We start from the raw sequence: 21061 nt of genomic DNA, 5'->3' as shown, positions 1-21061 counted from the left end.
GCTTTGACACCGCAGGAACCCCCAAGCTTATACCAATCCCGAGTCCTGTAACCACTAAAAACACAGGGATTTCGGGGGTTTATTTTCTTTTTTACTTCAGATTGATGATCTTCTTGGCGTCATCAGGTTTTTTGACACCCTTGGCGATTGCCTGCTGCGCGGCCTGCTTGGCCTCCGGGATGCGACCTTCCGAATGCAGCACCTTGGCCAGATTCAGATAGGTCTCGCCGTCCTTGGAAAGCGGTGCGGCCTTTTGCCAATTCTCGATCGCCTTGGGCACGTCGTCGCTGTAGTAATACGACTGTGCCAGCGCAAGGTATGTCTGATAATCGGGTTTAAGGATGCCTTTTTGCATACCTTCATTGATGACCGCGATGACGTCCTTTTCCTTGTTCTCGGTGTTGGCGTAGATGGAATACAACTGCTTGTACTCCTTTTCTTCGGTCAACTGCCCGGCAGCGCGCAGCTTGTCCATCACTGCGGCGGCCTTGTCCATCTGGTCGGCCTGCATATACATGCTGGCCAGGTTGAGTTGGGCCTTCTTGTCGTTCGGGGTCTTGGCGGCGAGCGCTTCGGCAGCGGCCACCGCTTCACCGGTCTGGCCGGCTTCGGCGTAGGACGCCATCAGCAACTGGTTCCAGGTGTCCTTCGGCTCGGGCGAGGCGGCGATGGCCTGCTTCAGCACCGGAATGGCTTCCTTGTAGCGCTCGGCCTGGTACAGCGCCTGGCCCTTGAGGATCAGGTCTTCCGGACGCTGCGACTTGCTCTCTTCCAGATACTTGTCCAGCGTGGCCAGGCCTTCGGCCTGCTGGTCGTCCTGCATCTGCAACTGCGCCAGCATCAGCATCGACTGGAACTGGCCGTTGTTGTCCAGCGCATTGAGGCCGATCGCCTGCTGCAGGTACTTCTTGGCAGCGGCGGTGTCGTCCATGTTGTACGCCGCCTGGGCGGCCAGCTGCGAGGCCAGCGCCTTGTCAGCTTCGTTGGCCGAGCTGTTGGCGAGGATCTCGTCGGCCTGGCTGCGCACGGCCGGGAAGTCTTCGCCCTTGTTGAAGGTTTCGATCAGCTTCTGCAGCTTGCTGCCCATCTTGGAGGAGGGCTTGATCGTCGGCGCGGCACGGGTGGACTGCGGATACAACTCTTCGGCCTTGCCGCTGTTCTTGGACTTGCGGCTGGCGCGCTCGGACGACCGATCCGACTGCGCAACCGCGTCGGTGACGACAGCCCCGCCCAGGGACGCGGCGATGAACAGGGACAACAGGGCTTGCTTGCGGTTGAGCAGTTTCATGTTTCACCTCGGACGAGCCGCCGTCGGGCGGTACGAAAAGCGGAATAAACGCTGTACGAAAAATCTGAGCCGGCAAACTTAGCAGAAAGTCTCAGTTCCCGAAAACGGTTTCCATGCTGTGTTGCGACATTCGGTACGTGAGCGCTGCGAAATCAGCCGCAACGCGGCACGCGCCCGTCCTGTCGCGCCTGCTGGTAAACCGGTTCGAGTTGATTGACGTCTGCCTGCAGTTCGCGGATGCGATTGGCGGGGTCGGGGTGGGTGGACAGCCACTGCGGCTGGCGATTGCCGCTGGCGGCCATCATGTTCTGCCACAGCGTCACGGCCTGGGCAGGGTCGAAGCCGGCCTGGGCCATCAGCCGCTGGCCGACCACATCGGCCTCGCTCTCCTGGGTACGCGAGCCGGGCAGCAGGAACACGGTCTGGGCGGTCATCCCGCCGACCTGGTTGACCGCACTGGCGGCACCGTCGCCGTAGGCCGCACCGGCCAGCGCGCCGATGATGCCCAGACCGGTCTGCGCGCCGAGCTGGCGGGTGATGCGCTCTTCGTGATGGCGGGAGATCACATGCCCGATTTCGTGCCCGAGCACGGCGGCCAGCTGATCCTGCGTCTTGGCGACAGTGAAGATGCCGGTGTTCACGCCCACCTTGCCACCGGGCAGCGCAAAGGCGTTGGCTTCGTTATCGACAAATAGCGCGGTTTCCCAGCGGGTTTCGCGCCACTGCGGCGGCAGCTGCGCCACCAGCGCATTGACCACGCACTGCACGTAGGCGTTCTGCTTGCCGTCGGTACTGACTTTTTCCTTGGCCTTGGTCTGCGCGAACGATTCGGCGCCAAGCTTGTCGAGCTGGTCCTGCGTGACGCCTCCCACCACCTGTCGGCGGCCGGTCGGCGAGGTTGTGGTGGCACATGCCGTCAGTGCAAAGACGGCGACAACGATCAACAGCCTGGCTTTCATTCAATCCCCCTTGAACCCTGGGGGCATTTTGGCAGGCTCGTCTTAACTTTTCGTCAAACGGCTCAGCCGATGCCAAAAAAGTACAGTGCCGCCAGGGCGGTGGCGTTGTTGACGCCATGCGCCACGATCGGTGCCCACAGCGTGCCGGTGCGCCAGTACAGCCATGCGAACGCCGCCCCCATGCCGCCGTACACCAGCCACAGCTGCACGATGGCAGCCGGTCCGTTGCCGCTGACGCCGGGCACTTCGTGCACCAGCGCAAAGATCGCGCTGCTCAGCGCGATGCCCAGCCAGGGCCGGCCGGCGGCGAGCAGGCGGCCGAACAAGACGCGACGGAACAGCAATTCTTCGTACGCCGGGGCGATCGCCACGGCAAACACCACCAGCGCCAGCGGCCATTGCCTGATGGCTTCTTCCATCAGCGGCAGGTTGGTCGGCACCGGTTTGATGCCCAACGCCGACGCCGCGACGCTGACCAGATTGCTGAGCAGGAACACGCCAACCGCGATCAGCGCGGTCCAACCCCAGGTGGAGGCACGCCTCGCGGCGGCGCGCGAGGCCCGGTGTTCGTCTGCGGTCGCACGGCGGCGCCAGTAATACAGCAGCAGCGCCGGCGAGGCGGTGCTGACCAACGCGGTGAGCAATTGCACCAGCACGCCGGGTTGGCCGATGGTGGCCATGATCTCGCTCGAGGACAGCGTCAGGCCCTGCGCCTTGGCAGCCTGCACGGCACTGACGCCGCGGAACACGCCCCAGAGCGCGAACCCGGCCACGCTCAGCGACAGCAGCAGGCCGGTGGCGATCAGCACATCGATGCCGAAGCCGAGCAATGGCGGCAACAGCGGGGCGGTGCCGGCGGCCGGCGTCGGTACCGGCCGCGGGGAAGGATCTGCGCTCATCGTCGTCCTGAAAAAACCGCAGGCGTCGACGCAACGCCTGAGCGGTGCGCCGACGGGCAACGGTGGCTCAGATGTCCAGGTTGGACACCTTCAGCGCGTTGTCCTCGATGAAGTCGCGGCGTGGCTCGACCACATCGCCCATCAAGGTGCTGAAGATCTGATCGGCGGCCACGGCATCTTCGATACGCACCTGCAACAGGCGACGCGTGTCCGGATTGACCGTGGTTTCCCACAGCTGTTCGGCGTTCATTTCGCCCAGGCCCTTGAAGCGCTGTACCTGGCGGCCGCGCTTGGCCTCTTCCAGCAGCCAGGCATGCGCCTGGGCGAAGCTGGTGATCGGGTGGGTCTTGTTGCCGCGCACGATCTGCGCGCCTTCGCGCACCAGGTCGTGCAGGGCCAGCGAGACCTCGCGCAGCGGACGCAGCTCGCCGCTTTCGAACGCGCCCATCGGCAATACCTGGGTGAATTCCTCACCCATGTGCCTGCGCACCGCCACCAGCGACGCCGAGGCGCCATCGGTGGCCGGGTCGAAGCGCAGCTGGTAGCGCGCCGTGCCGAGGGTGCCGCGGTTGAGCACCGCCTGCAGCGCATCCAGGGTGGGATGCACCTCGCCTTCGGCCTGCAGCTTGTCCACGTCCAGCGGCGGCAGGTCGATCAGCGCGGTGAGCAGCGCCGGGTCGTAGCGGTGTGCGTTGCGCGCGATCGCCTCGTTGGCGCTGGTGAACAGCATCAACAGCTTTTCCAGCGCCTCGCCGGTGATCGGCGGCTCGTCGGTGGCGGGGATCAGCGCCGCGCCTTCGACCGCGTTGCTGGCCAGGTAGGCGTTGAGCGCCGCGTCGTCCTTCAGATACAGCTCGCTCTTGCCCTGCTTGAGCTTGTACAGCGGCGGCAGGCCAATGTAGATGTAGCCGCGCTCGATCAGCTCCGGCATCTGCCGGTAGAAGAAGGTCAGCAGCAGGGTCCGGATGTGCGAGCCGTCGACGTCGGCGTCGGTCATCAGGATGATGCGGTGGTAACGCAGCTTGTCCGGGTTGTACTCGTCGCGGCCGATGCCGGTGCCCAGCGCGGTGATCAGGGTGCCGACCTGGTCGGAGGCCAGCATGCGGTCAAAACGCGCGCGTTCAACATTGAGGATCTTGCCGCGCAGCGGCAGCACCGCCTGATTCTTGCGGTTGCGGCCTTGCTTGGCCGAGCCACCTGCCGAGTCACCCTCGACGATGAACAGTTCGGACAGCGCCGGGTCTTTTTCCTGGCAGTCGGCCAGCTTGCCGGGCAGGCCGGCGATGTCCAGCGCGCCCTTGCGGCGGGTCAGGTCGCGCGCCTTGCGGGCGGCTTCGCGCGCACGGGCGGCGTCGACGATCTTGCCGGTGATGGCCTTGGCTTCGTTCGGATTCTCCTGCAGGAATTCCTGCAGGCGCGCACCGAAGGCGTTTTCCACCGCCGGACGCACATCCGAGCTGACCAGCTTTTCCTTGGTCTGCGAGGAGAAGCTGGGGTCGGGCACCTTGACTGAGAGCACCGCGATCATGCCTTCGCGCATGTCGTCGCCGGTGAGCGCGACCTTGGCCTGCTTGGCGATGCCGTTCTGCTCGATGTAGGTGCTCAGCACACGCGTCAGCGCGGCGCGGAAGCCGGCCAGGTGGGTGCCGCCATCCTTCTGCGGGATGTTGTTGGTGAAGCAGTACATGGTTTCCTGGTAGGCGTCGGTCCACTGCAGGGCCACGTCCACCACGATGCCATTGTGCTCGCCGGTCACCGAGATCACGTTCGGGTGCAACGGCGACTTGAGCTGCGCCAGATGCTCGACGAAGCTGCGGATGCCTCCTTCGTAGTGGAAATCGTCGCGACGGCCGTCGCCGCGCTCGTCGATCAGGGTGATCTTGACGCCCGAATTGAGGAACGACAGCTCGCGCAGGCGGCGCGCCAGGATGTCGTAATGGAACTCGACGTCGCTGAAGATCGCCACGGATGGCTTGAAGCGCAGCGTGGTACCGCGCTTGGTCGAGGCTTCCAGCTGCTTGAGCGGGTACTGCGGCTCGCCCAGCGCGTATTCCTGCTGGTAGTGGAAGCCGTCGCGCCAGATGTCCAGCCACAGGTGCTCGGACAGCGCATTGACCACCGACACGCCCACGCCGTGCAGGCCGCCGGATACCTTGTAGCTGTTGTCGTCGAACTTGCCGCCGGCGTGCAGCACGGTGAGGATCACCTCCGCCGCCGAGACGCCTTCTTCCTTATGAATGTCGACCGGCACGCCACGGCCGTTGTCGGACACCGCAACCGATCCATCGACCAGGATCTTGACCACGATGTCGTCGGCATGGCCGGCCAGGGCTTCGTCGACCGAGTTGTCGACCACCTCGAACACCATGTGATGCAGGCCGGTGCCGTCATGGACATCGCCGATGTACATGCCGGGGCGCTTGCGGACGGCTTCCAGGCCACGCAGCACAGTGATCTTGCTGGAGTCGTAGGTGCCGTTGGGGGTGGGCGAGGTGTTTTGTTCGTCGGTCATGCGTGTGCCGTTAGCTCCACAACACGGGCGCAGGCGGCAGGAGCCGCATCGCACCGTGGGAAAAGGGGGATAGCCCGGAAATTATACCAGTCGGCCCACCTGCGCCGCCGACGGTTACGCGGAGGGCGTCAGCACGGCCACATTGCCGTGTTCCACGTGGAACCGATGCAGCAGCTTGCCGGATTCGGCCAGACCGGGCGGCATTTCGGTTGCGGTGATCAACACCTGCGCTGGCGCGGACGCCAGGCGCTGCAACACGCGTGCCTGGTGGTGGCGGTCCAGCTCCGAACCCAGGTCGTCCAGAGCGATCACTGGCCATTCGCCGCGCTCATGGGCGAAGTCTTCGGCCTGCGCCAGCAGGCAGGCGAGGGCGGTGAGCTTTGCCTGGCCGCGGGAGAGCGCATCCTTGCCCGGCAATGCATCGAAGGCTGGCGCCCAATCGGCTCGGTGCGGTCCCTGCGAGGTGTAGCCGTTCTGGCGATCACGCTCGCGTGCCAATAGCAGCGCGTCGGCCAACGACACCTCATGGCGCTTCCAGCCCGGTGCGAACGTCAGCGCGGATAGCCCGAGCGACGGAGCGATTGCGGTGGCGACCGGAATCAGTCGCTCCTGCAGGCGCTCCAGGTAGCGAAGACGACGCGATGTGAGCGTTTCGCCGGATTCGGCGAGTTCATGATCCCAGGCATCGAGCATGCGCGGCTGCGCGCCCTGCTTGAGCAAGGCATTGCGCTGTTTGAGCGCTCGCGCATAGCGCCGCCACAGCGCCAGGAAGTCAGGTTCCACGTGGAACAGCCCCCAGTCCAGGAAGCGCCGCCGCGGCTCGCCGCCGCCACTGATCAACACGTGGCTGCCGGGCTCGAAGGTCACGACAGCCAGAGCGGCACATAAGGCGCCCAGCTGGGCGACATCTTCGCCATCCAGCCGACCCGTCCATTCCTGGCCGCTATGGCGCAGCCCCGCCCGCCGCGTGCGTTCCCCGGTCGCGGCGGTTCCTTCGCGCCACTCCACAAAAACTTCCAGATCGCCAGCGCCTTGCTGGATCAGCCCGTCGCGCACACGGCCACGAAAGCTGCGGCCATAGGCCATCAGATGCAACGCTTCCAGCACGCTGGTCTTGCCCGCGCCGTTATCGCCGGTGAGCAGGTTCAAGGAACTGGCGGGGTGGAGGTCGACGGTCTCGAAACGACGAAGTCGATGGATGGACAACCGCACTACGTGCATCGATCGGTCTGCTCTGCGCTGTGATCCGGCATCCCGGTCGGAGCGGAGGATACGTGATCGATGCGGATCCTGCCCGTGCAGACGTGAGGCGACCCGAGGGGACAGGCAGGGGACAACCTGTGGATAAAAACCAGGCCCGAGCAGCCGCTCCCGCTTATCCACAGGTTGCCGACCTCTCTACACGGGTCTAGACACAGGGTTTCGAGGTCTAAAAGTAATTTAAAAACAAACACATAGGGTAGTTTCCGGCGAAATCTGGCCCTACCATCACCACCAAGCTCTTAAATTATTTATAGATTTAAAAGCAAAGCGCGATGTGCATAACTCAAAAACCGGCTCAAGGACGCTCACGCCAGACGCAGCTGTACGTACTCGGTCGGAGCGGACCACCTTGTCTTTTATGAACTGATTCAGGCTGACTCCAGTCAGTGCGACTTCGCTGGACGACAAACCGCAACGTGTATGACCAATTAATCTCACGGGAGCTGCGACAAAACAAGCTTGCCCCAATGCGGTGAGTGACACGAGGAGAAAGCACGTTGTTCCACGTGTATCCCGTGGACCTGCCAACAACGCCTTCGTAACTCGACAGGTCGCGGTTGGGTTTGGCTGCTTGCCCAGAGCGCAGCGATCGCACGCGGCGCGTTCCCTAGGCAAGACAGCTCACTGATCCTTGGGCATGTCTGAAACACAGATGGGCAAAGTATCCGTGCTGACGACAGCAGCGCACCGGGCTGATGCCAGTTTTTTGATATCGCTCGTGTTCCAACTCACACCCGTCAAGCCAAGCAAACGAACCAGTGCCCTTGTCCGGTCGTCGAAGTTTGACTATCCGTGAGTGGCGTCTATCGAACCGTTATTGGCCTGGTGAACGTGCGGCGTTGCTACTCCGAGGATCATGCCCGAAAGCCAACGTAACTCCGGCTAAGGCACCAAGACATCTGGGCACCTAACCAGCGCAGAGCGGATGCCCAAAAACGCTCAAGCCTCCCAAAGCCTTACACCGAACGACTTCAGCACTCTCAATCTTGAAAACGAAAAAGCCCGGCTTTCGCCGGGCTCTTCGTGTTCCACGTGGAACGCGGCGTCAGAGACGCAGCGGCATCACCACATGACGCGACTTCTCGCTGCTAGCCTCACGGACCAGTGCCGACGAGTTCGCATCGCGCAGCTGAATGACCACGTGCTCATCGCGCAGTGCAGACAGCGCGTCGAGCAGATAGTTGACGTTGAAGCCGATGGCCAGATCGTCGACCTTGGTGTCGGCCTCGATTTCTTCCTGAGCTTCTTCCTGCTCCGGGTTGTGTGCGCTGATCTTCAGCTGACCCGGTGACACTTCCACCCGCACGCCACGGTACTTCTCGTTCGACAGAATCGCCGCACGCTGCAGCGATGCGCGCAGTGCCTCACGGTCCACCTTGACCTCGCGATCGGCGCCGATCGGAATCACCGCCTCGTAATCCGGGAAGCGGCCGTCGATCAGCTTGGAGGTGAAGGTCACATCGCCACGCTTGACGCGGATATGGCTACGACCGACTTCCAGCTCCACTTCGCGGTCCGCCGCTTCCAGCAACCGCAGCAACTCGGTTACGCCCTTGCGCGGCACGATGATCTGACGCTTGGCACCGCCGGATTTTTCCAGCTCGGTCTCGCACAGCGCCAGACGGTGGCCGTCAGTGGCCACGCAACGCAGCAAGCCCTCGCGCAGGTCGAACAGCAAACCGTTGAGGTAATAACGCACGTCCTGCTGGGCCATGGCGAACGCAGTGCGCTCGATCAGCTCCTTCAACGCCGCCTCCGGCACCGCAACCCGTTCGGTGGCTTCGACTTCGTCCACCGACGGGAAATCGTTGGCAGGCAGCGTGGCCAGGGTGAAGCGGCTACGCCCGGCCTGCACCGTGACCTTGTCGCCGGTCTGCGAGATGGTGACGCGGCTGCCGTCGGGCAGGGCACGCAGGATGTCGAACAACTTGCGCGCCGGAATCGTGGTTTCGCCGTCCTGCGCGTCTTCCACCATCGTGCGCGAGATCATTTCCACTTCCAGATCGGTACCGGTCAAGGAGACCTGCCCGTCCTTGACCTGCACCAGCAGATTGGCCAGAACCGGCAGGGTTTGACGGCGTTCGACCACATTGACCACCTGGGCCAATGGTTTGAGGAAGGCTTCGCGCTGCAGTGTAAAACGCATGTGGTTCCGTGCCCCTATGCTTTAAAAGATAATGGAATAAATCAAAAGCTTGGTGGTGATGGTAGGGCCGTTTTCAGCGGATAACCACCATAACTGTTTGTTTCCAAAGACAAATTAGCGCCTGAAAGTCGTTGGACTAGTGCCCCTGGTCTGGCGGTAAAACCTGTGGATAGTTTTCCGCCCGACCTGCGAGGCAACGTTATCCACAGATTCTCCCGCATTTGACCCCAACGTTTCCACGCTTTTCTCCAAGCGGGCGGTCAAGACCGTTGCCGGCTTACTCGCTGAGCTTGCGAATCAGCTTTTCCCAGTCCTCGCGCAGCTTGCCGTCGGCCTCCATCAGCGTGCGGATCTGCCGGCAGGCATGCAGCACGGTCGTGTGGTCGCGGCCGGCGAAGGCGTCGCCGATCTCGGGCAGGCTGTGTTCTGTGAGTTCCTTGGCCAGCGCCATCGCCACCTGGCGCGGACGCGCCAGCGAGCGGGTGCGTCGCTTGGAGAGCAGGTCCTTCATCTGCAGGCCGTAGTAGTCCGCCACGGTCTTCTGGATGTTGGGGATGCCGATCGCCTGCTGCTGGGCGCGTAACAGGTCGCGCAGCGTCTCCTGGGCAAATTCCACCGTGATCGAGCGGCCGGTGAAGTTGGCGCGTGCCACCAGCGTGTTGAGCGCACCTTCGAGGTCGCGCACGTTGGAGCGCATCTTCTTGGCGATCAAAAACGCCACGTCGTCCGGAATCTCGGCGCCGCGCTCGCGCGCCTTGGCCAGCACGATCGCCGCGCGGGTCTCGAAATCGGGCGGGTCGATCGCCACCGACAGGCCCCAGGCCAGGCGCGACTTCAGCCGCGGCTCCAGGCCTTCGACCTCACGCGGATAGCGGTCGCAGGTCAGGATGATCTGCTGGCGGCCATCGAACAGCGCGTTGAAGGTGTGGAAGAACTCCTCCTGCGTACGGTCCTTGCCGGCGAAGAACTGGATGTCGTCGATCAGCAGCGCATCGATCTGCTGGAACTGGCGCTTGAACTGGTCCATCGCCTTGTCCTGCAGCGCCCGGATCATCGCGCTGAAGAACTGTTCCGAGCGCAGATACATCACCTTGGCGGCCGGATTGGCCTGGCGCAGCGCGTTGCCGGCGGCAAACATCAGGTGGGTCTTGCCCAGGCCGGTGCTGCCGTACAGCAGCAGCGGGTTGTGGGCGCGGTCACCCGGCTTCTGCGCTGCCTGGATCGCGGCGGCCAGACCAAGCTGGTTGCTGCGACCCTCGACGAAGTTGGCGAAGGTGTAGTGCGAATCCAGATTGCCGGCGAACGGCACGATCGGCGCGGCAACCGGTGCGCTGGGCGTGGCCATCGGTGCCGGCTGCGGTTCCGGCGCACGCGGGCGGGAGCCGACCGCCAGCGCCACTTCGCCGTTGCCGACGAAATACGCCACCAGCTCGCGGATCCGCGGCAGGTAGCGCTCGCGGACCTGGTCGACGATGAAGGCGTTCGGCGCATACAGCACGATGCTGTCGCCGCGGTCTTCGGCTTGCAGGGGTTTCAACCAGGTGTGGACGTCCTCGGGCGGGAATTCGGCTTCGAGACGTTCCAGACAGCGGGGCCAAGCATCCATCAAAGTATGATCATCTGTTGCTGGCTGCGGCGCGCAGAAAAGCGCCGTGCTCGCAGCCCGGTAGTGAAAAGAGGATGCGCCAGACTAGCACCGAGGACAGGGTTTTCCCAGACTTATTCACAGGTCCATCCACAGGGCTTGACCGCCATCACCTCCCCTGACGTCTGCGGGGAGTTGACCCGGCCTCTGATGGCCCTATAGAATTGCCGGTTCTATTCGTCTCCATTCATGCAGAGGGCCCCATGGCCACCAAGCGTACTTTCCAACCCAGCAACCTCAAGCGAGCACGCGACCATGGCTTCCGCGCACGTATGGCAACTGCCGACGGCCGCAAGATCCTGGCTCGCCGCCGCGCCAAGGGCCGCAAGCGCCTGAGCGCTTGATTGCCGCGCCGCTCCCTGCGGCCGAGGCAGTCCCTAACGTGAACGCATCGAACCCGTGCAGGCGATTTCCTCGCTCTGCGCGGGTTCGTACGCGTGCGCAATATACGGTCGTTTTCGATACTGCACGTCGTACCTCGGACCCGTTGCTCAGCCTGCACTGGCGGACCGGCGATACGCCGCCGCGCCTGGGCATGGCGGTGTCGCGCAAGGTCGACACGCGTGCGGTGGGACGCAACCGGATCAAACGCGTATTGCGTGATGCCATGCGGCATCTGCTGCCCGAGCTTGCCGGCGGCGATTACGTGATTGTGGCGCGCTCCGCAGCCGCAAAAGCGACCAATCCACAGATTCGCGACGCCTTCCTGCGTCTGCTGCGCCGTGCCGGCGCATTGCCCCTGCCTGCTGCGCCCGGCACAATGCCGCCCGCCAGGACGATGCACCCATCCTCCCTTTCCCCGACAGAGCCGGAACCCAGTTCCGACTGAGCGAGTTGCTGCCCGATGAACCAGACCCGTGTTTTCCTGATTTTTGCCTGGCTGATGGTCGCGGCGCTGCTGTGGATGGAGTGGGGCAAGGACAAGGCCGCCGCCAATGCGCCGGTGGTTGCGGCGACGCAGTCGGTGCCGGCTGCGCGCGATCTGGACGCTGCGGCACCGTCGGCCAATGTGCCGGCGGCCCAGGCCATTCCGCAGGCGGGTGTGCCGGGCGCCGTACCGGCGACCAGCACGACTGCCGCGACGCCGGCTGCTGCCGGTGCTGCGCCGGTGATCACCCTGACCTCGGACGTGCTGCGCCTGAAGCTGGACGGCCGCAGCGTGCTCGATGCCGAACTGCTGCAGTTTCCGCAGACCAAGGACGGCACCGCGCCGGTCAGCCTGCTGACCGAAGATGCCGCGCATCCCTATAACGCCACCAGCGGTTGGGCCAGCGAGCATTCGCCGGTACCGGGCGTGGGCGGCTTCCGCGCCGAACAGCCGGGCACCGCGTTCGAACTGGCCAAGGGCCAGAACACCCTGGTGGTGCCGTTCGTGTGGAATGGCCCCAACGGCGTGTCGATCCGCCGCACCTTCACCCTGGAGCGCGGTCGCTATGCGATCTCGATCAAGGACGAGGTGATCAACAAGAGTGGCGCGCCGTGGAACGGCTACGTGTTCCGCAAGCTGAGCCGGGTGCCGACCATCCTCAGCCGCGGCATGACCAATCCGGATTCCTTCAGCTTCAACGGGGCGACCTGGTACAGCCCGCAGGAAGGCTACGAGCGTCGCGCGTTCAAGGACTACATGGACGACGGCGGCCTCAATCGCCAGATCACCGGCGGTTGGGTGGCGTTGCTGCAGCACCACTTCTTTACCGCGTGGATTCCGCAGAAGGACCAGGCCTCGCTATACGTGCTGAACCAGGACGGCCCGCGTGACGTGGCCGAACTGCGTGGCCCGGCCTTCACCGTGGCGCCGGGCCAGACCGCGACCACCGAAGCGCGCCTGTGGGTGGGCCCGAAGCTGGTCAGCCTGATCGCCAAGGAAGACGTGAAGGGGCTGGACCGCGTGGTCGACTACAGCCGCTTCTCGATCATGGCAATCATCGGCCAGGGCCTGTTCTGGGTGCTGAGCCATCTGCACAGCTTCCTGCACAACTGGGGCTGGTCCATCATCGGCCTGGTGGTGCTGCTGCGTCTGGCGCTGTATCCGCTGTCGGCCGCGCAGTACAAGTCCGGTGCCAAGATGCGCCGCTTCCAGCCGCGCCTGGCGCAGCTGAAGGAGCGTTACGGCGACGATCGCGTCAAGTACCAGCAGGCGACGATGGAGCTGTTCAAGAAGGAAAAGATCAACCCGATGGGTGGCTGCCTGCCGCTGCTGATCCAGATGCCGATCTTCTTCGCGCTGTACTGGGTGCTGGTGGAATCGGTGGAACTGCGCCAGGCACCGTGGCTGGGCTGGATCCAGGATCTGACCGCGCGCGACCCGTACTTCATCCTGCCGGTGCTCAACATCGCCATCATGTGGGCCACGCAGAAGCTGACCCCGACCCCGGGCATGGACCCGATGCAGGCCAAGATGATGCAGTTCATGCCGCTGGTGTTCGGCGTCATGATGGCCTTCATGCCGGCCGGCCTGGTGCTGTACTGGGTGGTCAACGGCGGCCTGGGTCTGCTGATCCAGTGGTGGATGATCCGCCAGCACGGCGAGAAGCCGAGCAAGATCATCCAGGCCAACGCCAAGTAAGCGCAGTTGCACAGAGCCCGCCGCAAGGCGGGCTTTCTGCATGTCGCCGCAGTTGCTGTCTGCCCTGTTGTCTTCATCGCCAAGGACGCCGTCGTGATGTCATCGCCGCTGTATCGCCTGTTGCTGTGCGCCGCTTGCGCCGGAATGCTGGCGATGGCCGGCTGCGGCAAGCAGACCGCCGGCGAGGCAGCGTCTGCTGCCAGCACCGCTGCGCCGGCCGCCGCTGGTGCGCCAGCCGAAACCGACAACGACGACGCACGCGCACTGGTCGCGCAGCTGCGCGAGCAACTGGACCGGCATCGCCGCATCATCGTGTTGCTGGCCGACGCGGATGCCCAGACGCCACGCGATCGCGCCACCTCCAGCAGCGTGGGGCAGCAGCTGTTCCATGAAAACCTCCAACAGCGCGAACGCATCGCTGCGCGATTCGAGACGGTGTTGACGTCGAATGCAGCGCGCCGCTTCGCAACGATCGCCACGGTGCTGGACGAGATCGAATCGGCACCGGATCTCTACGATGCCGACCGCCTGGCGTTTGCCGAAGTGTTGCGCGACCTGCACGCACGCATTGGCCGCGACTCGGCACTGCCGGCAGTGAAGCTGCATCAGCGCATCGGCGAGGATCTGGAAGCGCTGGACGAGATCGAGCGCAGCTATAACAAGGAACTGACGCAGATTTTCAGCCGCTTCGATCGCAGCCGCGCGATCGTGCCCAAGCGCGAGAAGTGGGACGACTACGTGGCGCATCTGCGCAGCCTGTACACGCGCGAAAAGATCCTGCGCGATCATGGCGTGGTGGAGCCGTACCCGTTCTCCGCGCGCGATAGCGACAGCGAGATCTTCGGCCGCGACCTGCCGCCCAAGACGGTGGTGCTGACCTTCGACGATGGCCCGCACAAAGCCTATACCGAGGAGATCGTGGCCATCCTCAAACGCTACGACGTGCCGGGCGTGTTCTTCGAAGTGGGCCGCAACCTGGGTAGCCTGGACGCGCAGGGCAAGCCGACACTCGCGCCGTTATCCAAGATCAGCCACACGCTGATGGAAGAAGGTTATGCGGTGGGCAACCACAGCCTGACCCATGCGCAGTTGTCCAAGACCACCGGCGATGCGTTGCGCAGCCAGGTGCTGGACACCGACACGTTGTTGCGCGCGGTGGACGACAAGCGTGCGCCGTTGTTCCGGTTTCCATATGGGGCGCGCAATGCCGAAGGCTTGCAGCTGCTGGGCGAGGCAGGCCTGAAGTCGATCATGTGGAACATCGACTCGATGGACTGGGCCGACCCGGTGCCCGAGTCGATCGTGCAGCGCGTGCTCGACCAGGTGAACAAGGAGCAGCGCGGCATCGTGTTGTTCCATGACATCCACGACCGTGCAGTGAAGGCGCTGCCGCAGGTCATGGATCGCCTGATCGCCGATGGCTACCAGTTCGCCGGCTGGAATGGCCGCGAGTTTTCGGTGGCGCACGCGCCCAGTGCGGCGGCCGAGGCAACCGTGACCACCGGCTACGCCAACTCCTGGGCGATCGTGATCGGGATCGACGACTACGCGCACTGGCCCAAGCTCGAATATGCCGCCAACGACGCGCAGGCCATCGCCAGCACCTTGACCGGCCCGTTGGGGTTTCCGTCCTCGCAGGTGATCGTGCTCAAGAACGGGCAGGCCACGCGCAACAATATTCTTGCGGCATTCCACGATCGCCTCGGCGAGGGACGCGCGCAGACCAACGACCGCGTGTTCGTGTTCTTCGCCGGGCATGGCGCCACGCGCCGGCTGGCATCCGGGCGCGACCTGGGCTACATCATTCCGGTCGACTCGGATCCGCAGCAACTGGCCAGCGATGCGATCGCGATGAGCGACCTGCAGAACATTGCCGAAAGCCTGCAGGCCAAGCATGTGCTGTTCGTGATGGATGCCTGCTATAGCGGATTGGGGCTGACGCGCGGCGGGCCGACGTCCGGCGCCTACCTGCGCGAGAACGCGCGACGCATCGCCCGCCAGATGCTCACTGCCGGCGGTGCCGATCAGCAGGTGGCCGACAGCGGCCCGAACGGGCATTCGGTATTTACCTGGGTGCTGCTGCAGGCGCTGGCGGGCAAGGGCGACCTCAATGGCGATGGCCTGATCACCGGGACCGAACTGGCGGCCTATGTCGCACCGGCAGTGTCGGCAGTGTCGGCGCAGACCCCGGCATTCGGCAGCCTGCCCGGCTCGCAGGGCGGGGAGTTCGTGTTCCAGGTACCGAGTGGCGAGGAGTTCCTGACCGCCGGTACCGCGCAGTTGTCTGCCGATGCGATCGCACTCAACGGCCGCGTGGATGCGGCGCGTCCTGCCGCCACCACCAGCGGTGCTGCAACAGCTGCGGCGCCGGTGACGGTCAAGACGCTGCAAGGCGGCGAAGCCAGGCTGGTCTTGCCGACCGCGGTGAAGAGCAGCGACCGCCAACGTGCGCAGCTGGCCAACGAGCGCGGCCTGCAGTTGTACAAGGAAAAACGCTACGCCGAAGCGGCCGAGCAGTTTGCCGAAGCCTTGAAGCTGCGCCCGGATTTCGCCTTGGCCGCCAACAACCTGGGCTTTGTGTACTACCGCCAGGAACGCTTTGCCGAATCGGCGCGCTGGCTGGAAAATACCTTGAAAATCGATCCGTCGCGTGCGGTGGCCTATCTCAATCTCGGCGATGCCTACGCAAAAGCCGGCGATCGCGACAAGGCACGCAAGGCCTACGCCACCTATCTGGAACTGCAGCCGCAAGGCAGCGGCGCCGAGCAGGCACGCACGCAACTGCAACGTCTCTGATCCGCGCAACCTGTCTGCCTATGTCTTCTTCGCCATCGACCATTGTTGCCATCGCCAGCGCCGCCGGAACCGGAGGCATCGGCATCGTGCGCCTGTCCGGGCCGCAGGCGGCGCAGATCGCCGCCGAGCTGGGTGTCCCGAATCTGCAGCCACGGCAGGCACGCTACGCGCGCTTTCGCGATGCGCAGGGCGGGGTGATCGACGATGGCATTGCCTTGTGGTTTCCGGCGCCGCACAGCTTCACCGGCGAGGCGGTGGTGGAACTGCAGGGACACGGCAGCCCGGTGCTGTTGCGGCAGCTGGTGGCGCGTTGCATTGCGCTGGGCGCGCGGCAGGCACGCGCGGGCGAGTTCAGCGAGCGCGCCTTTCTCAATGGCAAACTCGATCTGGCGCAGGCCGAAGCCATCGCCGATCTGATCGCCGCCGGCGATCTGCGCGCGGCACGCGCTGCGCGCAGATCCTTGGACGGTGTGTTTTCGCAACGGGTCGATGCGCTCAGCGACAGCCTCACCCGGCTACGCATCCATGTGGAAGCGGCAATCGACTTTGCCGACGAGCCGCTCGACACCCTGGGAGGGGCGCAGGTGCGCGACGGGCTACAGCAGGCGCGCGCATTGCTGGCGCAACTGCTGCGCGATGCCGAGCGCGGGCGCAAGCTGCGCGACGGCCTGCACGCGGTGCTGATCGGCCCGCCCAATGCCGGCAAGAGTTCCTTGCTCAATGCATTGGCCGGTAGCGAGCGCGCCATCGTCACCGATGTCGCCGGCACCACGCGCGATACCTTGCAGGAAGCCATCCAGCTCGATGGTTTCGAACTCGTGTTGGTCGACACCGCCGGCCTGCGCGAAGGCGGTGATGCGATCGAGCGCGAGGGCATGCGGCGCGCGCGTGCGGAGTTGCAGCGCGCAGACCTGGCGCTGGTGGTACTGGATGCACGCGACCCGCAAGCCGCGCGCGATGCGATCGGCGATGCCATCGATACGGTGCCGCGTCAGCTGTGGATCCACAACAAATGCGATCTGCTGGCCGAAGCCACAGCGCTCGATCGCGACGCGGTCGCGGTCTCGGCGGTGACCGGGCAGGGACTGGAGCAGTTGCACGCCCGGTTGCGCGAGCTTGCGCTGGGCGACGGAGTGGACAGCGTGGAAGGCGAATTCTCCGCACGCACGCGGCATGTCGAGGCATTGCGCCGCGCCGAACAGCATGCAGACGCAGCGGATCTGGAGCTGGGCTTCGAACAGCTCGAACTGGCCGCCGAAGAATTGCGCCTGGCACAGGAAGCACTCGGCGAGATCACCGGCAAGCTGAGCGCCGACGAATTGCTGGGCAAGATCTTTTCGAGTTTTTGTATCGGCAAGTAAACCGCTTACCTGCCGCGACGCATGATGAGCCGATGCAGACGCTGGCTGTTGGTGTTCTGCATCAAGGATCAGGGATCAGGGATCAGGGACGGCGACAAGCGCAACGCTTTTACAGCGGGTCACATGCCGATACCGAAACTCGAAACGAGCGCCCGCAACTGCGCTGCAAAACGCGTCACATCACACCCGGCAGCACCGTCTGCAATGCCGCGTTCTCGGCATCGCATGCTGGCGATGCCGCGGCTGTGGCAGGTTGCTTTGCACGTGACTTGTCGATCTCGCGGCGCGCAGCGGCTAGATCCTTCTGGAACTCGGGGTTGTCGTGCAGGGCGGCGACGGTGGCGGCGCCCATGATGCGGCCCTGCAGGACATCGCTCTGCCAGTGCACGTTGCAGACCAGGCGGCTGTCGCCGAAGGCGCGGCCGCGGGCGAGCAGGGCGTCGCGCTGGGCGGGTGCCAGCTCGGCCAGGATCAGGCCCCAGCTCCAGCCGATGGCGGTGTGGCCGGAGGGGTAGGAGCCGTTCTTGCGCAGCGCCGCGTCATCGTCGGGCGTGCACATCGGCTGGTCGTTGCGCATGAACGGGCGTGGCCGCTGATAGCGTGCCTTCGCCGCGCTGGTGCTGGTGCTGGCGTCGCGCATGCTGCGTTCGAGCAGACGCAGCAGGTGCGGGGTGTGGGCCTGGTCGATCTGGATGCCGAGCGCGCAACTGAAGTGATTGGCGGCCGCCGGGAACGTCAGTGCAGCATCCTGTGTGGCCAGGTCCCAGCGTGGTGTGCCGCGCAGGGCAAGCATGGATGTGGCGATGGCCTGATCGTTGGCGAGCGCGGCGCTGCCGTCCTGTGGCGGTGGCGGTACCAGGCGCAGGCTGTCGGGCACCTGTGCTTTTTCCAGGTAGCCGTGTGCATCGGTGGCGATCACCGAGCCCGCCGGAGCCGCCTTGTCGCGGGCGCTCGCACTGCCGCATCCCCATGCCAGCACCGCGATGGCGACGCTGGTCAGCGTCCGGAAACAAGCGCGAGCAATGCGATCGGACATGCAGCAACCCTCGGACAACACGGATGGATGAGGGCGCAGATTACGACGCGCAGATGACATCTGCATGCCAGCGCAACGCAGTTGCGGCGCGGAATGCGCAGCCGCTGTCGCAGCACTGTCATGTCCCGGTCGCATCGGCGCAAGACAGCTGTCGCACGCTTGCCGTCATCTTTTGACTCGTCCCCCCTGCCGCTCATGCCCAAGACCCATCTGTTAAGTGCCGCCGTCCTTACCGCGCTCGTGCTGTCGCCGGCCGCCTACGCCGCCGATCCCGAGGTGACTGCCGACACCGGCACGACCGTGCAGCAACTCGACGCGGTCTCGGTGATCGGCCAGGGCGAAACGCGTCAGGTGCAGCGCATCACCCAGCAGGACATTCCGGTGTTGCCGCCGGGCACCAGCATCCAGAAGCTGCTCAACCGCATGCCGGGCGTCAACGTGCAATCCAACGATGCCTTCGGTGCCAACGAGGAGTCGCAGACGATCAGCCTGCGTGGCTTCAACGGCACGCGCCTGGGCTATACGCTCGACGGCCTGCCGCTGGGTGACAACGCCTACGGCAACTACAACGGCCTCAATATCAGCCGCGCCCTGATTGCGGAAAACTTCGGCGGCGTGGAGCTGGCATCGGGCATCGGCGCACTGGGCACCGCGTCCACCAGCAACCTGGGCGGCACCATCCAGTACTACTCGGCCGATCCGTCCAGCGTGTTCGGCGGGCAGCTGTCGCAGACGGTGGGCTCCGATGCCAACCGGCGCACCTTCCTGCGCGTGGACACCGGCGACTACAACGGGTTTTCGGCGTATCTGTCCGGCATCAATGCCGAAGCCGACATGTGGGCGCGCCCGGAGTCGCCGACCACCACGCGCCAGTTCAATGCCAAGGGCGTGTACCAGTTCGATGGCGGCAAGCTGACCGCGTTCGCCGACACCTCGCGGACCTCGCAGGCCGATTATTCGTATCTGTCCAAGAGCGGCATGGCGCGTGGCCTGGGCTGGGACTGGAACCTGTACGCACCGGACTGGAACCGGGCGTTGGCCGCGGCGTACTGCGCACCGGCCACGCGCAATGCGGCGCGCTGCGGTTTCAGCGGCGGCGTGGACAACATCGACGATGCGTACTACCAGAGCCGCGCGTTGCGCGACGACGATCTGTTCTATGTGGCCGGCGACTTCCAGCCCAACGATGCGATCAGCCTGCACACCCAGGTCTACCACCACGAAAACAAGGGTCAGGGCCACTGGTGGTCGCCGGGCCAGGCGTCCAACCCGGGCACGCCGCAGGCATTGCCGATCTCCATCCGCAGCACCAATTACTGGATCAACCGCACCGGCGGCATCGCCTCGCTCGGCTGGAACCTGGGCCCGCATCACCTCGAAGCCGGGCTGTGGTACGAGCGCAATCACCACGATGTGGAGCGCAATTTCTACTGGATAGACGGGCCGGTCAGCGACGACAAGTTCCTGCAGGATCCCGACCGCAGGCTGTTCTCGCAGAACTACATCATCACCACGCGGCAGTTCTACGTGCAGGGCAACTTCAAGTTCCTCGACGAGCGCCTGAGCGTGGATCTGGGCATCAAGAGCCCGAGCACCGAAATGACCGCGCGCGAAACGCCGGGGCTGGCGGTGGAAGCGCCGGTGGCGACCGGTTCGATCAAGGCCAGCGAGTCGGTGCTGCCGCAGGTCGGTCTGGGCTATCGCATCGCAGACGGGCAGGAAGTGTTCGCCTCGTACGCGGAAAACATCGCCGCGTTCCAGGGCGGCGGCGCCGGTGGTCCGTTGCTGGTGACGCAGGCCTCCTTCGATGCCAGCGTCGGCGCCCTGGAGCCGGAAAAGTCGCGCACCGTGGAAGCCGGTTACCGCTTCGTGCGTGACCGCTTCGAAGCCTCGCTGGTGGGTTACGACGTGACCTTCGACAACCGCCTGCTCTCGCTCAATCCCTGCGCCAGCATCCAGCAGGGCACCACGCCGGCCTGCACCACGCGCTTCTTCAACGTGGGCTCGGTGAGCAGCCGCGGCGGCGAACTGACCGTGATCTGGAAGCCGACCAGCTACCTGCAGTGGTACAACTCGGCCTCGATCAACCGCTCGACCTACGACGACAACTACGTGCAGAACGGGGTGATCATTCCGACTGCCGGCAAGACCACGGTGGATACGCCCAAGCGTATGTTCGCCAGCGAAATCGCCTTCAACTACGCCAACTGGAACATCAACCTGCGCGGCAAGTACACCGGCCAGCGTTATTACACCTACACCAACGACCAGGGCTTCGGCGGTTACACCTCGTTCGATGCGGGCGCCGGGTACGACTTTGGCCAGGCCGGCGTGCTGCAGGGGCTCAAGCTCTCGCTCAACGTGACCAACCTCACCGACAAGCGCTATGCGTCCAACCTCACCGCGTTCGCCAACAGCGATCCGAATGGCCGTCAGCTGGCATTCCATGCCAGCGCGCCGCGGCAGGTGTTTTTGACCTTGGATGCCAAGTTCTGAGTTAGGGATTTGGGAGTCGGGATTGGGGATTGGTAACAGCGGGTCTTGTGGCTGCTGACTGATTTCCGGTGGCGATCGACGTGGATGGTTTTAG

General features: G+C 64.5%; 14 protein-coding genes. 6 read left to right on the top strand and 8 right to left on the bottom strand.

Annotated elements, in window-relative coordinates; translation table 11 throughout:
- Nucleotides 1–91 precede the first annotated feature (91 nt).
- The 7 genes from GGR73_RS14545 to dnaA form a co-directional block, all read right to left on the bottom strand.
- On the bottom strand, nucleotides 92–1288 hold the full coding sequence (locus tag GGR73_RS14545; RefSeq protein ID WP_065033262.1) for a tetratricopeptide repeat protein: 1197 nt from the start codon (nucleotides 1286–1288) through the stop codon (nucleotides 92–94).
- 152 nt (nucleotides 1289–1440) lie between these two features.
- Nucleotides 1441–2247, bottom strand: coding sequence for a M48 family metallopeptidase (locus tag GGR73_RS14540; RefSeq protein ID WP_016901838.1), 807 nt, complete (start codon nucleotides 2245–2247; stop codon nucleotides 1441–1443).
- 62 nt (nucleotides 2248–2309) lie between these two features.
- The gene (locus GGR73_RS14535) at nucleotides 2310–3146 is read right to left on the bottom strand and encodes a CPBP family intramembrane glutamic endopeptidase (protein ID WP_104577397.1); all 837 of its coding nucleotides are present in this window, start codon (nucleotides 3144–3146) and stop codon (nucleotides 2310–2312) included.
- A 67-nt stretch (nucleotides 3147–3213) separates the two neighbouring features.
- Nucleotides 3214–5658, bottom strand: coding sequence for a DNA topoisomerase (ATP-hydrolyzing) subunit B (gene gyrB / locus GGR73_RS14530; RefSeq protein WP_016901840.1), 2445 nt, complete (start codon nucleotides 5656–5658; stop codon nucleotides 3214–3216).
- A 114-nt stretch (nucleotides 5659–5772) separates the two neighbouring features.
- Nucleotides 5773–6879 (bottom strand): DNA replication/repair protein RecF, encoded by a 1107-nt coding sequence (gene recF, locus GGR73_RS14525; RefSeq protein WP_046345195.1) that lies wholly within the window; start codon nucleotides 6877–6879, stop codon nucleotides 5773–5775.
- A 1087-nt stretch (nucleotides 6880–7966) separates the two neighbouring features.
- Nucleotides 7967–9067, bottom strand: a complete 1101-nt coding sequence (gene dnaN / locus GGR73_RS14520; RefSeq protein ID WP_016901842.1) for a DNA polymerase III subunit beta — start codon at nucleotides 9065–9067, stop codon at nucleotides 7967–7969.
- Nucleotides 9068–9344: 277 nt separating this feature from the next.
- On the bottom strand, nucleotides 9345–10673 hold the full coding sequence (dnaA, locus tag GGR73_RS14515) for a chromosomal replication initiator protein DnaA (protein WP_024939149.1): 1329 nt from the start codon (nucleotides 10671–10673) through the stop codon (nucleotides 9345–9347).
- Nucleotides 10674–10915: 242 nt separating this feature from the next.
- Between dnaA and rpmH the strand changes: the two genes are divergently transcribed.
- The 5 genes from rpmH (at nucleotide 10916) to mnmE (ending at nucleotide 17435) form a co-directional block, all read left to right on the top strand.
- On the top strand, nucleotides 10916–11056 hold the full coding sequence (gene rpmH, locus GGR73_RS14510) for a 50S ribosomal protein L34 (RefSeq protein WP_002805908.1): 141 nt from the start codon (nucleotides 10916–10918) through the stop codon (nucleotides 11054–11056).
- Between the two features lie 38 nt (nucleotides 11057–11094).
- Nucleotides 11095–11541 (top strand): ribonuclease P protein component, encoded by a 447-nt coding sequence (gene rnpA, locus GGR73_RS14505; protein ID WP_039512801.1) that lies wholly within the window; start codon nucleotides 11095–11097, stop codon nucleotides 11539–11541.
- A gap of 15 nt (nucleotides 11542–11556) precedes the next feature.
- On the top strand, nucleotides 11557–13278 hold the full coding sequence (yidC, locus tag GGR73_RS14500; protein WP_024939151.1) for a membrane protein insertase YidC: 1722 nt from the start codon (nucleotides 11557–11559) through the stop codon (nucleotides 13276–13278).
- A gap of 93 nt (nucleotides 13279–13371) precedes the next feature.
- Nucleotides 13372–16074, top strand: a complete 2703-nt coding sequence (locus GGR73_RS14495) for a polysaccharide deacetylase family protein (protein WP_184457566.1) — start codon at nucleotides 13372–13374, stop codon at nucleotides 16072–16074.
- Between the two features lie 20 nt (nucleotides 16075–16094).
- A complete protein-coding gene (gene mnmE, locus GGR73_RS14490; RefSeq protein WP_184457564.1) occupies nucleotides 16095–17435 on the top strand; it encodes a tRNA uridine-5-carboxymethylaminomethyl(34) synthesis GTPase MnmE in 1341 nt (446 codons plus the stop codon).
- 175 nt (nucleotides 17436–17610) lie between these two features.
- Here the strand turns inward: mnmE and GGR73_RS14485 are convergent, their stop codons facing one another.
- Entirely contained in the window at nucleotides 17611–18471 is an 861-nt protein-coding gene (locus GGR73_RS14485) for an acid phosphatase (protein ID WP_184457562.1), read from the bottom strand.
- Nucleotides 18472–18666: 195 nt separating this feature from the next.
- On the opposite strand from GGR73_RS14485, the gene GGR73_RS14480 reads away from it, so the two are divergent.
- Nucleotides 18667–20967, top strand: a complete 2301-nt coding sequence (locus tag GGR73_RS14480; RefSeq protein ID WP_046345190.1) for a TonB-dependent receptor — start codon at nucleotides 18667–18669, stop codon at nucleotides 20965–20967.
- The last annotated feature ends 94 nt before the right edge of the window (nucleotides 20968–21061 follow it).

It is taken from the genome of Xanthomonas sp. F14 (genome assembly GCF_014199865.1).
The sequence above is the reverse complement of the archived record's forward strand: the minus strand, read 5'-3'. Positions and strand labels throughout refer to the sequence as shown.

Bases quoted from the DNA above. Each gene is read 5' to 3' on its own strand.
- rpmH (WP_002805908.1), top strand. From the start codon at position 10,916: ATGGCCACCAAGCGTACTTTCCAACCCAGCAACCTCAAGCGAGCACGC.
- GGR73_RS14540 (WP_016901838.1), bottom strand. From the start codon at position 2,247: ATGAAAGCCAGGCTGTTGATCGTTGTCGCCGTCTTTGCACTGACGGCA.
- GGR73_RS14535 (WP_104577397.1), bottom strand. From the start codon at position 3,146: ATGAGCGCAGATCCTTCCCCGCGGCCGGTACCGACGCCGGCCGCCGGC.
- recF (WP_046345195.1), bottom strand. From the start codon at position 6,879: ATGCACGTAGTGCGGTTGTCCATCCATCGACTTCGTCGTTTCGAGACC.
- GGR73_RS14545 (WP_065033262.1), bottom strand. From the start codon at position 1,288: ATGAAACTGCTCAACCGCAAGCAAGCCCTGTTGTCCCTGTTCATCGCC.
- yidC (WP_024939151.1), top strand. From the start codon at position 11,557: ATGAACCAGACCCGTGTTTTCCTGATTTTTGCCTGGCTGATGGTCGCG.
- mnmE (WP_184457564.1), top strand. From the start codon at position 16,095: ATGTCTTCTTCGCCATCGACCATTGTTGCCATCGCCAGCGCCGCCGGA.
- dnaA (WP_024939149.1), bottom strand. From the start codon at position 10,673: ATGGATGCTTGGCCCCGCTGTCTGGAACGTCTCGAAGCCGAATTCCCG.
- GGR73_RS14480 (WP_046345190.1), top strand. From the start codon at position 18,667: ATGCCCAAGACCCATCTGTTAAGTGCCGCCGTCCTTACCGCGCTCGTG.
- gyrB (WP_016901840.1), bottom strand. From the start codon at position 5,658: ATGACCGACGAACAAAACACCTCGCCCACCCCCAACGGCACCTACGAC.
- GGR73_RS14485 (WP_184457562.1), bottom strand. From the start codon at position 18,471: ATGTCCGATCGCATTGCTCGCGCTTGTTTCCGGACGCTGACCAGCGTC.
- dnaN (WP_016901842.1), bottom strand. From the start codon at position 9,067: ATGCGTTTTACACTGCAGCGCGAAGCCTTCCTCAAACCATTGGCCCAG.